The following is a 14,152-nucleotide window of genomic DNA, read 5'->3' on the forward strand; positions in this document are numbered from 1 at the left end:
GCCGGGCCGACTGCCGATCGATTTAGGTAGCAGGATCGGTTAAATGTTGTTAAATCGTGGGTAAATATTTCGTGATTCAACTGAGGAAGTTAATTTCGGGATTGTTAAAGAAGCTTATTAACTAAGAAAAATATGAAAAGAGTAGTTGGTACGTTGATGTTGGTGCTTTTTGGAGTGGTCGCAGCCTTTGCTCAGGATTCGCCTCAGTCCACACCTGAGTTCAAAAGAAACAAGCAAGTGTTTGAAATGGCCTCTTTGTTCAACGATGCTGCCGTAGCCAGAACGGCGCTTTATAACATGATTGCCATTGACAGCAAAAATCCGGCGCTACTTGACTCACTGGCTCTTTTATATTACGAATTTCAAAATTATTCATCCGCCGCAATCGTGACCCAGGCAGCACTGCGGGCCAACCCCGGCAACCCATTGATGCTGGAGCTTTCTGCTATTTGCTACGAAAGCCTTGGCTTGCCAGACAGAGCACTCGCACAGTACGAGACGCTTTACATGAAACAAAACAATCCTTTGACACTGTACAAAATGGCTTTTCTTCAGCTACAGGTGAAGCACTACGTGGAAGTAAACACGTCAGCCGACATTCTGCTGGCAAAGCCGGAATTGAAGGAGACCAGGATCGTGTTTCCTAAAGCAGATGAAACCACGCAGGAAGTAAGCATGCATGCCGCTTTGTATAACCTCAAGGGGCTGGCTGCTAAGGCTCAGGGCGATAATGTTGGAGCCAAAGCCATGTTTGATAAAGCGCTGGAGGTGTCCCCTGATTTTGAAATAGCTTTGAAAAACGCTCAGGAAGCAGCCTCTAAGTAAATCTCGCCTTTTAAATTCTCCAGCCTACGGAATCTGTAAAGGAATTCTGCCAGGTAAAATGCGCCTACACCGGTCGATATGTGCCATAGAAAATGCGTGCCCATGGGCAGTGCATTTTCCTTCCAGGCATCGAGTTCCCTGAAAACAAGCGCTAATACGAAAAGCGCTATCGAAGCACCTATTATTCCCGCATAACGGTACTTTATCTTGTTTAGCAATAGCAAAATTGGCAGAAAAAGCAGGGTGCCCGTAATGGCATAGGAGATATTGAGTGCAGTATGAGGCGACACAATAAAATACATTCCATACCTGACAGCTGCCGCAGGCACAATGATATAGACGATCTGCCACCATCTGGGTAATACTTTGATCCAAAAATAGATGCTGAGTGAGATGGTTAAGACGGCTGTGGGAAACACGTCCAGCCATAGGAAAAACTCACTATTGCGGAATGCATGAAAGAGTGTGCTGCCAAGTCCGCCCAAAAACAGCAACGGCATGCAGTAAGCAAGGAAAAGGTAGCTCTTTAACTCCTTGTTAAGTTTGAATGCCCAATAAACTGCCGGGAGTAGAATAAGCAGTGAGGAAATCGCATTCCATGGCTCTACTATGATCCACTCAGGATGAAATTCATGGTAAACGGGCCCCCCGTCGGGCAGGCTGGCAAAGTACCGTGCATGTTCAGTGTTGTTGGGTAAGTCAATTACCTGCATAGTTAATCACCTCATTTACTTCAACTTGCGTTCCGTTGATCGGGTATATGTGCCGAACACATAAAGATTTGAACAAAATAGACGTTGGAACACTTACTAAATAGTATACCCAGCGACAAGATGTGATGTTCATCATTTGTTTCAGGCAAATTTTCACACTTCTCTTTCGCTCAGCAACACAAAGTTATCATGAATTTATCACGCCCAACAATATTCTTTATTGCAGGACTCATTTTATTTACGTCAGCGGATGCTACCGCTCAAAAGGAAGGGGGGGAAGTGGATGTAGTAGGCAAAATTGTTGACGCAGGTAGCGGTGACGTTTTGGAATTCGCCACGGTTTCCTTCTACACGGCCGACTCCAGCCTTGTATCCGGCGTTGTTACCGACCTTCAGGGCCAGTTTAAAATTGAGTTGGCACCAGGCTCATATTACAGCCTGGTACAGTTTGTTTCATACGAGGACAAGTATTTTTCGGGAATAACCTTGTCGGAGGGGCAGAAGCGTATGAATCTGGGCACCATAGCTGTCGAAGCAGACAGCGAAACTTTGCAGGAAGTGGTGGTGGAGGCTGAGAGAGGCCAAATGGAAATGAGCTTCGACAAACGCATATTTAACGTGAGCAAAGACCCAAGCAACGTGGGGCGCACTGCCACGCAACTGCTCGACAATGTGCCTTCTGTTACTGTTGACACCGATGGGAATGTGGCGCTTAGGGGAAGCCAGAACGTAAGAATTTTGATTGACGGAAAACCATCCGGGCTGGTGGGGATCAGCGGCTCCAACGGGCTCCAGTCGTTGCAGGGAAGCCTGATCGAAAGCATTGAAGTAGTGACCAATCCCTCGGTTCGCTATCAAGCAGAAGGGTCGGCCGGTATTATCAACATCGTACTGAAAAAGGATGATAGAAACGGAGTAAATGGATCTTTTGAGTTGAATGCTGGCTACCCGGCCAACTATGGAGCCAGTGCCAATGTCAATTTTCGCAGGGAGAAAATAAACTACTTTGTTAACTACGGGGCCAACTACCGGGAGAGCCCGGGCGGAGGCAGCTCCTTTCAGCGATATACGCTTCCTGACACCTCATTTATCACAAGAAGAACCGAAGACAGAACCCGGGGCGGCTGGGCTCACAACCTGCGAGCCGGAGCCGATTTCTTTGTGACCCCAAAAGACATCATTACCGTATCGGGAGTGGTGAGGTACGAAGACGGCGAGAATGTGAATAATCTGATTTACGAAGACTTTAATAGCAACGACGTGTTGCAGAACAGAACTGGTCGGGTCAATACCGAGCAGGAAAATGAACTGAACTCAGAGGTGACGCTGAACTACGAGCGGTCGTTTGACGATAAAGACCGCAAACTAACGGCATATGCCCAATTCCGGGACAATAACGAGTCGGAAGATGCCGATATTGAACAACGCTTGCTCGACGGCGAGGATCCAGAAATGATCATGTTGCGTCAGCGGTCGTTAAACGATGAAACAGAAAGGAACCTCCTGGTTCAGTCGGATTACGTACACCCTTTTTCTAAGGACGGAAAATTCGAAGCCGGATTCAGAAGTACTTTCAGACAAATTTCAACTAACTATCTTGTGGAAGAGCAGGATTCCATTGGCACCTGGAATAATCTTGTGAACTTCACCAATGATTTCAGATATACCGAGAATGTGCATGCTGTGTACGGACTGATTGCCAATCGCCATGGCAAGGTGTCGTATCAGGCTGGTTTGAGAGCCGAGCTATCCGATATCCAGACGTTGTTGCTGCAAACCGACGAAACAAACAACCGGCTTTACGCCAACCTTTTCCCAAGCATCCATGCCAACTATCATCTCAACGAAACCCACTCCTGGCAGGTAAGCTACAGCCGCAGGATCAGCCGACCAAGGTTTCGGGAACTCAACCCGTTTTCTTCTTTTAGCGATGCAAGGAACATACGCACCGGTAATCCGAACCTGAATCCCGAATTCACCAACAGCTATGAAATCGGCTATTTGGTCAATGGAAAAACATCTACCATATACGCTGGCGTGTACAACCGCCGGACCAGCGACGTCAGTCAGCGGGTGAATTACGTAGATGCCGATGGTGTAACGTTTTCGCAGCCGCTCAACCTCGCCTTCGAAAATGCTTTTGGCGTAGAGTCAAATATTTCCAAAGACTGGTTTGACTGGTGGACATCAAGCCTCAACTTTAACTTCTATCGGAGGATCATCGAAGGCGACTTCAATGGAGAATCGCTCAACGCCGACACCTACACTTGGAGTGGGAGGGTAAACTCCAGGGTCACACTTTGGAAGAAAGTCAACTATCAGGTGAATGCTTTCTACAGAGCGCCTCAAAATACACCTCAAGGTGAAAGGCTGGCCTACTATGCCATCGATATGGGACTGAACAGAGACATCCTCAATGGAAATGGCACTATTAACCTGAGTGTGAGAGATATCCTCAACTCCAGAAAGTGGAGAGGTATCACTCAGGGAGAGACATTTTATCAGGAGAGCGAATTCCAGTGGCGCTCCCGCCAGTTCATGGTCAGCTTTGTGTACCGGCTCAACCAGAAGAAAAGAGGCGGAGGCCGGGAGGAAAGAGAGGACTTCGAAGGTGGCGAAGGCGACTTCTAAAATAGCACTGTTCTGTCACTCATTGCTAACCACCGGCGCCTTACCGACCTCCAAGCCGGTGTCATGCCTTTGGTGCAGCTAATGCCAATTGTTATAATGGCAATAAGCGCAAATAATTTATTCAGGGTTATAGGGATAAGTAGCAGAGTTTGAGTAAATATGTAATAAAAGAGCTGTTACTTTAAGGTGGAAGGTTTCTAAATTTTTTGGAATAAGAGAAACCTTAGGGTAGGCAGACAGTCTTTTAGTCGGAGTTATTAGTTTATTTTTTAGTGAGCTGTAGTAAGTGTCCTGGGTTTACCTGAACTAATTCTACTTATATTGTTAAACGTAGTCCCATGAAGGCTATTTATTCTTTTCTGTGTCTTACATTTTTGCTGGCTTCCTGCGCTCGCCAACCCGACAACTACGAACTCCTCGAAGGCGAATGGAGGAATGTGTCGCTGAAACTGATCCAGCATACTATCGCCAACGGCACCACAGATTCCACGCTGACTATAAAAAATGGTGACTGGGACAGCATACTTCAAATGAAGCCAATCCGAACTACCTTTAGCAGCAATGGAACCTACATGTCACGCTACTATAATCTTAAAGACTCTCTGATATTTGAGTCGGGGGGGCATTGGCATTTCATTGGCGACAGCCTCTACCTGTCATCCGACGAAGGTGACAACAGCTACTTTTTTCAGGTGTTGAAAAACAACCAGGCCAGGTTCGTTTCTCGCCTCGATTGGGACAATGACGGCCAACCGGACGACGAGTACGACGGTATTCAGCAAAAACAATAGAACAATTTTTCACATTTAACCTCCTCATGCAACCCTCTGTTTCTCCTAAGGTCTTTGGTATAGAATTTCGAAAGTTTTGGAGAGAGCAATTGCATACAGGTTGGAGGATTCACAAGCATATACAGTGACGGAGGAAGGGAAAAGCGCCGTTGTCAATATCCATCAGTCCCTTATCGACAGTTGTCGGGAGGGGAGCAGAGAGGCGCAATACCAGCTTTACAAACTGTATAACAAAGCCATGCTCAATGTTGCCTGGCGCATTGTGAACAACCAGTCTGATGCTGAAGACATCCTGCAGGAGTCTTTCCTAAGTGCCTTTCGTAATATTCAGTCGTACAAGGGTGACGCCACCTTTGGTGCCTGGCTAAAGCGAATAGTGGTGAACAAGGCGATCAACCATATTCGCAAACGAAAGTTGGAAATGAGCGACCAGGAAATTGGCGAAGTGGATGTTGCCGATGAGCAAACTTCGCTTGAAAATGATCCTGAAGTTTTGTTAAGTGTGGAGAGGATCAAGAGAGCCATCCCACAACTTCCGGACGGTTTCAGAGCAGTGTTATCGCTCTACCTGCTGGAAGGTTACGATCATCGTGAAATTGCGGACATATTGGGCATAACAGAATCAACATCGAAGTCGCAGTTTAATAGAGCGAAAAGCAGATTGAGAGAAATTTTGAAGTCGGAGGTGAATTATGAGTAGTCGTTTAGAAGAATTTATTCGCAACCACAAGGAGGAGTTTGATGACAAGGAAACCTCCGATAAGGTATGGGCCAACATTAGCAAAGGGCTTGAAAAAGACAAAAAGGCACCCGTTCCTATGTGGAATTGGACCTGGAGAGTCGCAGCAGTGTTTTTCTTTCTTACAAGCTCCTGGTTTGCAGTGGAAAAGGTGATGCAATACAAGGAAACCGGGGGAAATGAAGTGGCAGTAAGTGAAGAATACAAAGAGTTTGTGGAGGCTGATCACTATTACACAACTTTGATCAGCCAGAAGAAGCAGGAGATAGAAGACTTTCGCCTGGCCAATAGCGATCTTGAAGAGGAGTTTTTGCAGGATGTGGAGAAACTTGACTCCATGTATATGGACTTGAAAAAAGAATTGAAAAGCTTTCAATATAATGAGAAACTGATGGATGCAGTGATTCGCAATCTCCAATTGCGTGTCGAAATTCTAAATCAACAAATCAGTCTTCTGCAGCGGATTCGGCAGAAAAAAGCGCAGGAGGAAACAGTTTCTATTTAAGAGAAAGACCATGAAACAGAACATGTATAAACATTTGAAATATTCGGCACTGGTTTTTTGTCTGCTGTTTGTGGCAGGCCTGGCGAGTGCTCAGGGCTCGGAAAAAGAGAAGAGGGTGTCGAAATCGTACAAAGTGAACGATAACCGACTGGAGTTTTCGGTAAGGAATAAGTTCGGGAAAGTGGAGATTTCCACCTGGGACAAGCCACAGATAGACGTGGAGGTGGTGATCAAAGTGGACAACCGAAATGAATCCAGAGCCATGAAGATGCTCGACCAGATCAACGTCACCATCATGGAGTCGTCGCAGGCGATTGCTTTTGAGACGAGGATTGATGGTAGCCTGAACAACCGGAACAATGAGGAGTTCGAGATCAACTACACGATCAAAATGCCCTCTAACCTACCGTTGACGGTGAAAAACAGCTTTGGCGACACCTACATTGGTTCCTACGATGGCCCGGCCACCCTCGACATTGCTTACGGTAATATCAAAGCAGAAACATTTTCCAACGACCTGAGACTCGAGCTGTCGTTTGGTAGCGGTGACATTACCAGCACCAAAAAAACCGACATGACAGTGAAGTACAGCAAGCTCGACATAGGCAAGGTGGGCAACGCCACTATCAATAGCCAGTTTTCGGATCTTGATATTGAGGAGTTGCTGGATGTGAACCTCGACGCTAAGTATGGCAGCGTGGAATTTGGCTCCCTCAACAACATCACCGGCAGGGTGAGCTTCTCGGGCTTTGAGCTCGATCTGCTGCGGAAGTCGATGGACCTGACCACGAGTTATTCCGGGGACTTCACCGTGCGCAAGGTGACCAAGGGCTTTCAGCGCATCAGCCTCGACGGCAAGTTTGGCTCGTTTGACATTGGCCTTGAGAGCGGAGCCAACGCCTCGGTGGAAGCCAACCTGAAGTACTGCGACATGTCGTACTCAGGCGTGCCCTTCGAATTCAACTACGTGGTGAAAGACCACAACAGCAAAGAGTATCGTGGCAAACTGGGTACAGGCCAGGGAGGCACCATCAATGTCAGCAGCGACTACGGCGACGTAAGAGTAAGAACAGTACAGTAATAGGCATACAATCCAGGTCCTGAAAGGCCGTACCAGCGTAGGCTGGTGCGGCCTTTTGTTCTTTTCCAGGTAGTACCGGCGTTTAAAGTACTCAACCCTTTGTTAGGCTTTATGTAGTTATATCTGGAACTATACCTTTCCATTATGTTTGCTCGTTCAGCTAATTTCTCTAAAATTGTGAGCGGGCTTTCGGTAGCAATTGCTTTCCCCCTGGAACCATCAAGTTTTTTTTCTTTAAAAGTTCTGTAAAGAATTTTCGTACAACCACTATGTATATACCCGAGGAGAACGACCATCAGGCTCCTGATTTACTAAAACCTGGTCAGTTGAACATGCTTTTACAGCGGCAGCTTGAGCAGTTTCTTCCTGCGGGTGAAACTACGCCCCGGAATCTGGAGGGGCTCTTGCAGGCCGTTAACGAAACCTACGAAAATTTTGAAAAGCAGCTGCCTGGCGAAGAAATCCGCTCTCTCGTGTCGCAGCAAATCGGCAGTATGGGTGCCTGGGAATTGACTTTGGACAGCCATAACCCCCTGAGAGGACAGTTGGTTTGGTCAGAAGAGATGTACGGGATTTTCGGGTACACCGAAAATGAGGTACCGGTGACCCTGGAGCTCTATTTTGCTCATTTGCTGCCTGCCGACAAAAGGTTGGTGGAGGCCACGCTTGGGCAAATGATTGTATCGGGAGAAGATTGCCGGATGGAACACTGGCTGATCAGAAAGGATGGTAGCGAGTGCTTCGTCTGTCAGAGGGGAACGCTCGTGCGTGATGAGGAAAGTGGCGAGCCTCTGCGGCTGATTGCTATAGTGCACGATATTACAGACCACAAAAGAGCCCAGGAGGAGATACAGAATAAGGAGACTCATCTTAGCATGACTCAGCGCATTGCCAGGGTGGGTAGCTGGGAGATGGGCCTTCAGCAGTCGCCGAATTCACTGGTCGGCCCTCTTCGGTTGTCTGATGAGTGTTATCGCATTCTTGGCTATGAGCCAGGGGAGATTGTTCCTGACGTCAATGTGATCACTTCGCACCTCCATCCGGAAGACAGGAAAAGAGTGCACGCAGTAGTTGGGGAAGCTATGGCAGCATCGTCGCCTTTTGAGGTAGAATGCAGAGTGATTACCAGGCAGGGCCAATTGCTTCATGTAGTTGGCCGTGGCGAGATAATCATCAATGGCTTGCGCAACAGACCAGTGAAGGTGATCGGGATACTGCAGGACGTAACCGAGCAGAAGCGAGCATCTCTGTCACTGGAAGAGGCCAAGGCCAATTTTAAAAATGTTCTGGAAAACACCGATACAGCATTTACGCTGCTAGACAAGGAGAGAAAGATTCTGTTGTTCAACCGGCAAGCCGATGAACTAACTAAAAGAGAAGCAGGCAACACCATGGCAATTGGTGCCAAATATGAAGACATCGTGCTGCCAGGCAGGAAGGAAATAGTAAGGCAAGCACTGGAAAGTGTAGCGCTTTCAAAGCAAAAGTTGGTCTACGAGTCCCACTACGCAAATGCTGACCGCCCGGAATGCTGGTTTTCAGTAAGTATACACCCCATTGTTAGTGAAAATAATGAACTCATCGGCATGAGCGTAGCCACCCATGAGATCACGAAAGAGAAGAATCATCTTGAACAAATCAAGGTGAGCAATGAGAGGTACGAGTTGGTCACCAGGGCTACGAAAGATGTGATTTGGGACTGGAACCTGATGGATGACATGGTGTATCGTTCAAATACTTTCATTGAAGTGTTTGGAGGGATAAGCGTAGCCGATGAAATGCTCAAGGATGGATGGATAGAACAGGTGCATGAGGAAGATCAGGCTCGTGTGCACCAGCACATGATGAGCTGCATAGAGGATCCCCGAGCAAATGTGTGGGAAGATGAGTATCGGTTTTATCGGAAAAATGGCGAATTGGCCTATGTAAGCGATAGGGGCCTGATTATTCGCAACAGCCAGGGTCAGGCGGAGCGAATGGTGGGGGCCATGAGAGACATAACTACTCAAACACTGCTTGAAAAGGAAAGGGATAGAATCACCAATGACCTGCTGCAACGAAATGTAGCACTTGAGCAGTTTACTTATATTGTTTCACATAATTTGAGGGGGCCGGTGGCCAATATACTTGGGCTTTCAGGGCTGCTAAAGTCCTCGGCACTCGACGAGCAGTCCTTTCAGATGTGCTTAACCTCCATGGAGTCCACCACAAAAAAGCTCGATCAGGTGATCAAAGACCTGGATCAGGTATTGCAGGTGCGTCAGCAGCTCACCCAAACAAAGGAAAAAATAAGCCTGCGTGGACTGGTGAAAGAAATTCAATTGATGATAGGGCATGAGCAGGGGCACAATGATATATGGATAAATATCGATTTTTCAAAAACAGATGAAGTGTACAGTTTAAAGAGCTATCTGCATAGCATTTTTCATAACCTCATTACCAATAGTATTAAGTACAGAAAACGTGATCAACCGCTGACTATCGACATAAAAAGTGATCAGTCAAACGGGTATACCGTGCTTACCTTCAAAGACAACGGCACGGGGATCGACCTCAAAACCAATGGCGAGAAGGTTTTTGGGCTGTACAAACGGTTTCATGAAAGCGTCGAAGGAAAGGGCGTAGGGCTGTTTATGACCAAGACGCAAGTGGAATCGCTGGGAGGAAGAATTCATCTCCAAAGTGAACTGGGTGTCGGCACTGAGTTCACCGTTGAGCTTCTGGATCCCAGCTAGCCAGTTCGGTTTTACGTCCTGCCATCTGTTTTTGCTCGGAAGCAACGGAGCTTCTGAGCTTATTTGACAGTATTCAAAGTTATGGAGCTACTGCTGCCTCAGGCACAAACTGTTGCCATCCAAGTCTTTTAGCCAGGCAAAACGTCCCCATGGTGTCTCGTCAATTTTTCCTACCTGAATCCCTTTGGCCGTTAACGCTTCAATCTCTTTTTCAATATCGTTTGTATCGCAAATAAGACCACTGAAGCTTGCCAACGAGATGGTAGTAGCGCCATTGGGAAGTGCCATCTGTATCCATGTTTCGCCGTGATGAGACGGTGCCTCTAACACCACTTCGAAGCCTAGCTTCAAATAGAACTCTTTCGCTTTTTGTCTGTCCTTAACGGGTAGCATGACAATTTCTAATGACTTCATAACAATAGGATTTAGATTACCTGACAAAAGTAGTTGTGCAAACGGCCTGTGACAACGGCTGATTACGACAATGTAGCCCGCTGATTGCGTCAACGCATGGCTGACTTCCGGGTTCCTGCTACATTTGCATCATGAAGCATGTTTCCATTTTGCCACTGTATGAGGCCACCGTCACTAGTATTGATAGCAGCCATCAGATTTTGAACCGGGTCAATGACTTCATGGCCTATCAGGGGCGCCCACCCTTTTATCAGGTTGAAATTGTGGGTCTGGAAGAGAAAACGAGCATGGGTGGCGGTATCTACGATATTCGTGTTGACAAAACAATCGACCGGGTGCCTAAAACCGACCTCATCGTACTTCCACTACTGTGTGGCAACTTCCCCGAAGCGATCTCAAAAAACCAGCCTTACAAAGACTGGGTAGTTGCACAATACCATAGCGGAGCAGAGATCCTTTGCCTTTGTGTTGGTTCTTTTTTTCTGGCCTCCACCGGACTTTTGGCGGGGCGGAAATGTGCCGTGCACTGGGCGTCGACGAATGAATTCAAGACTTTGTTTCCCGAGGTGGAGGTAGTTGACGACGGCATTATCAGCGACGAAAAGGGTATTTATACCTGTGGTGGGGGGTATTCTTATTTGAACTTGCTGCTCTATATCCTGGAGAAGCACATGGGAAAAGAAATTTCTATCTTGGCGTCGAAGATGTTCGAGATCGATATTGAACGGAAGAGTCAAAATCCTTTCATGATTTTTGTGGGGCAGAAGCGCCACGGAGACGAAGCCGTGCTAAAGGTGCAGGAGTATATCGAAAACAACCCAACGGAGGTTTTCAGCGTGGATGCGATGTGTGAGAAAGCCGGCATTGGACGGCGGACTTTCGAACGCCGATTTAAAAAATCCACTGGCAACTCGATTGCGGAATATATTCAGCGGGTGAAAGTGGAGTTTGCCAAAAAACACTTGGAAATGGGCCGCAAAACAGTGAATGAAATCATCTACGAAACGGGCTACAACGATGTGGAGGCTTTCAGAAAAGTGTTTAAGAGGTTTACCGATTTGTCACCCATTGACTACAAGAGACGGTTTGCCTGATATTTGTGTAGCTAAGGTTCGCTGAATTTGACTTTTTTTGCTGGCCAATTCTTCGGCTGGCAAAAGAACAAATAAAAACCCCGCATCAAAATGACACGGGGTTTATCTGTACTGCCAACTTGTTTTAGAGTAGTTCCGCTTTTGTCTTAGCCTGGCTGGCGGTGTTTCTTGTGCCAATGCCCAATTCCAATCGACTTCCTGGAATAAGTGCCTGTATCAGGACTTTGACTGCATAAGGGAACATTTATTTTCCACAATTTTTAACTGCTCGGGGTAGTCGACCAGCAAAGCGACAAGCACTAAATATTCTCGAAGCCGAGCTTTCATAAGACTGGTGATGTTTGCGGAAACTAAAATAAGGTAAGTTCACCCTCGAATTTCAGTAAATGAGGAACTGCCTGAAATAGATGAGTATTCGTAGCATGGTGGTGATTTGGCAGGAAGATAGCCTCGACCAGAAAAGGCATATTACGAGCCTGTCCTGGCCTGCGACACCCATTTTGGTGCGTCCTCAATTGTCTGACGCAGGAGCAGGTTTAGTTGAGCTGCGTGGTGCTGTACATGCCGCATGTTGTAGAGCAGCATCTCAAAAACCGAATAGTTCTTGTAGTCGTTCACCCAGCGCTGGTCGGCAATATCTTCCGTCATGCTGGCGATCAACTCATAACATTTTTTCCGGCTAGCTTCCAAATAGTCAAGCAACTCGTCTTTGCTGTACACCTCGTCGGGCATGGCACCTTTCGGATCAAACTCAGAGAGCGTAAATGGAGGAGTGGGCGAAAATTGTTTTGGGTTGAGCGTGAGGTAGTAGTCGAGATAGAACAGACAGTGATAGGCCACGTACCAGAATTTGTTGCCAGTATCCCATTGCTCAGCAGGGCACATTTTCAGCGCATTTTCAAGCATGTCGATGCTGGCACCGAACTGCTTCCATAAAGTTTCTCTCATTGACTCTTTCATTTTCGCAGACTTGTTTTCCGTGAACCAAGGTGCAATGTCCCTGGCATTTGATAAGGCTTAAGGTACGAAAGGTGTTTTATTTGCCCTCTTGGTGAAATGCTCTGCTTTCGACCGTATTTTTACCACCCAATCGCTACCCTAAAACACTTTCCCTCCCTTGTCAGCAACCCATTGTCACTTGCTGATGTGTAGGTGGCTATTTCCTTTCCAAACTTCTCATAGAAGCCAAACGACTTTGGGTGGCTGGAGCTAAGGTAGATATCGGCGAAGCCCAGCTTTCCATAGTAGGGTATGATGACCTCTTTCAGCCATCGCTGGCCAATGCCCTGGCCCCGCTCCATGATGTGGAAGTATTTGAGGATAAGAGATTTTTCCGGCTCCGGTATCGGATACCTCGATTCAATAGTTGCCAGCTCGCCACGCAGGATGAAAAGAGCGCCCTTCAGTTTTCCCCCCTTCATTAGCAAGTGTGAATCTACCTCCAGGGTGGGTTTCTTTTGCGCTTCATCAAAAAAACGGGTAGCATGGGTCAGCTCATTGTAGTCGTCCCAGTCGTTGGTGAGCTTCAATTGCACGTAGTGTTCGGTTGGCGCCAGAAACCTGGGGTGGAATGATTGACTGAGGAAGAACGACCAATCGCCTGAAGTATATAGCTTTTGCATCACTCCACAAAAGAAGTAAATATATGGCCGGCCCGGTAGAGCGGGCCATATAAAAGTGGGAACTACTGCCCTGTGCTAACACTGTCAGCTGGCTCAGCCAGTGGGTCAATATCCATTCCCTCCAACTCGCCCTCCAGCCTTGGAATAAATGTGGAGCCAGAGAAATCAGGATTGTTGACAATGTCGGAAATGGCCTGCTTTCTCTTTGCCATGTCTTTTTCGTTCAGTGCGATCCTGCCAAATTTGGCGGCAGCAATATCAACAGGCTTTGGCGACAAATTCTCTTTTTTCACCCAGCCTGTTTCTATCCAGGTACCCTCGTTGCGTTTGCCAACAACTTCCGCCCAGTCATCTTGCAGGCTTTTGATGGCTACGATGTCCATTTGGCTGAAGCTTTTGTCGGACTTGGTGAGCAGGTCGGGTCTTTTATAAATTGAAACATCGTCGGTGAACACAGCAGCCATGCCTCCCTCAATCACCAACAGGCTCTGTGCCCAGCCTTCCTTGCCATCGGCCAGGCTTACTTTGGCATATGCACGGTTGTTGTCGGCAGAGTCAACGGCAGATTCTCCCAGCAGGGTCAGTGTTTCCCCAATGCTGATCGAGGTGATGTACTTGCTTTTTGAGTTAGGCTCAGCTCTTACGGAGAGGTTGTCCCACACGCACACTGCGGCGAGTGGCTGTGCGCCTGCTTCGCTTTCGTCGGAGCTGGCCACGCCTTCCACTGTATCCTCATCGGTGGCGGAAGTTTTTTCTGTTTGTGAGCATGCTGCCAGGAGAAAGGTTGACAGAAAAAAGAATGCTATCTTTTTCATAGTTAGGTTGGTTTGGTTGTAATAGTTAAATAATTATTTCTTCAAAATAGAAATAATAAAGATGTAATGAATCATCTATTTCAAAAAAATACGCTTGGAAACTACAGTCATATCAATTGGATTGAAATACTTGTACTCTCATGATTCCCTGTAAACGCAGTGAGAATAGGATGCAAAACGAAAGCAT

13 protein-coding genes are annotated in these 14,152 nt (G+C 47.1%); 8 read left to right on the forward strand and 5 right to left on the reverse strand.

From position 1 onward, the window contains the following. Positions 1 to 132 precede the first annotated feature (132 nt). Positions 133 to 825: a tetratricopeptide repeat protein gene (locus RT717_RS02540; protein ID WP_317490177.1), complete on the forward strand. Its 693-nt coding sequence runs from the start codon at positions 133 to 135 to the stop codon at positions 823 to 825. On the opposite strand, the gene RT717_RS02545 is transcribed toward RT717_RS02540, so the two are convergent. Continuing rightward, a complete protein-coding gene (locus tag RT717_RS02545) occupies positions 804 to 1,538 on the reverse strand; it encodes a ceramidase domain-containing protein (RefSeq protein ID WP_317490178.1) in 735 nt (244 codons plus the stop codon). The two genes, RT717_RS02540 and RT717_RS02545, sit on opposite strands and share 22 nt — an antisense overlap. Before the next feature lie 189 nt (positions 1,539 to 1,727). On the opposite strand from RT717_RS02545, the gene RT717_RS02550 reads away from it, so the two are divergent. The 6 genes from RT717_RS02550 (at position 1,728) to RT717_RS02575 (ending at position 10,020) form a co-directional block, all read left to right on the forward strand. Beyond that, the gene (locus RT717_RS02550; protein ID WP_317490179.1) at positions 1,728 to 4,169 is read left to right on the forward strand and encodes an outer membrane beta-barrel family protein; all 2,442 of its coding nucleotides are present in this window, start codon (positions 1,728 to 1,730) and stop codon (positions 4,167 to 4,169) included. Positions 4,170 to 4,507: 338 nt separating this feature from the next. Continuing rightward, the gene (locus tag RT717_RS02555; RefSeq protein ID WP_317490180.1) at positions 4,508 to 4,960 is read left to right on the forward strand and encodes a hypothetical protein; all 453 of its coding nucleotides are present in this window, start codon (positions 4,508 to 4,510) and stop codon (positions 4,958 to 4,960) included. Between the two features lie 76 nt (positions 4,961 to 5,036). After that, positions 5,037 to 5,660: an RNA polymerase sigma factor gene (locus RT717_RS02560; RefSeq protein ID WP_317490181.1), complete on the forward strand. Its 624-nt coding sequence runs from the start codon at positions 5,037 to 5,039 to the stop codon at positions 5,658 to 5,660. Beyond that, positions 5,653 to 6,204: a hypothetical protein gene (locus RT717_RS02565; protein WP_317490182.1), complete on the forward strand. Its 552-nt coding sequence runs from the start codon at positions 5,653 to 5,655 to the stop codon at positions 6,202 to 6,204. The genes RT717_RS02560 and RT717_RS02565 overlap by 8 nt, the downstream gene beginning before the upstream one ends. A 10-nt stretch (positions 6,205 to 6,214) precedes the next feature. Further along, on the forward strand, positions 6,215 to 7,285 hold the full coding sequence (locus RT717_RS02570) for a DUF4097 family beta strand repeat-containing protein (protein WP_317490183.1): 1,071 nt from the start codon (positions 6,215 to 6,217) through the stop codon (positions 7,283 to 7,285). A gap of 269 nt (positions 7,286 to 7,554) precedes the next feature. Next, a complete protein-coding gene (locus RT717_RS02575; RefSeq protein WP_317490184.1) occupies positions 7,555 to 10,020 on the forward strand; it encodes a PAS domain-containing sensor histidine kinase in 2,466 nt (821 codons plus the stop codon). A gap of 87 nt (positions 10,021 to 10,107) precedes the next feature. Here RT717_RS02575 and RT717_RS02580 read toward each other — a convergent pair whose 3' ends face one another. Next, positions 10,108 to 10,434, reverse strand: a complete 327-nt coding sequence (locus tag RT717_RS02580; protein ID WP_317490185.1) for a VOC family protein — start codon at positions 10,432 to 10,434, stop codon at positions 10,108 to 10,110. A gap of 131 nt (positions 10,435 to 10,565) precedes the next feature. Between RT717_RS02580 and RT717_RS02585 the strand changes: the two genes are divergently transcribed. Next, the gene (locus tag RT717_RS02585) at positions 10,566 to 11,528 is read left to right on the forward strand and encodes a GlxA family transcriptional regulator (protein ID WP_317490186.1); all 963 of its coding nucleotides are present in this window, start codon (positions 10,566 to 10,568) and stop codon (positions 11,526 to 11,528) included. A 468-nt stretch (positions 11,529 to 11,996) separates the two neighbouring features. Here RT717_RS02585 and RT717_RS02590 read toward each other — a convergent pair whose 3' ends face one another. The 3 genes from RT717_RS02590 to RT717_RS02600 form a co-directional block, all read right to left on the reverse strand. Beyond that, positions 11,997 to 12,476, reverse strand: coding sequence for a DinB family protein (locus RT717_RS02590; protein ID WP_317490187.1), 480 nt, complete (start codon positions 12,474 to 12,476; stop codon positions 11,997 to 11,999). Positions 12,477 to 12,607: 131 nt separating this feature from the next. Continuing rightward, entirely contained in the window at positions 12,608 to 13,150 is a 543-nt protein-coding gene (locus RT717_RS02595; protein ID WP_317490188.1) for a hypothetical protein, read from the reverse strand. Between the two features lie 62 nt (positions 13,151 to 13,212). Further along, the gene (locus tag RT717_RS02600) at positions 13,213 to 13,965 is read right to left on the reverse strand and encodes an SH3 domain-containing protein (RefSeq protein ID WP_317490189.1); all 753 of its coding nucleotides are present in this window, start codon (positions 13,963 to 13,965) and stop codon (positions 13,213 to 13,215) included. Positions 13,966 to 14,152: the final 187 nt, after the last annotated feature.

This window comes from Imperialibacter roseus (genome assembly GCF_032999765.1).
In the GTDB taxonomy this organism is placed as follows: Bacteria; Bacteroidota; Bacteroidia; order Cytophagales; family Cyclobacteriaceae; genus Imperialibacter; species Imperialibacter roseus.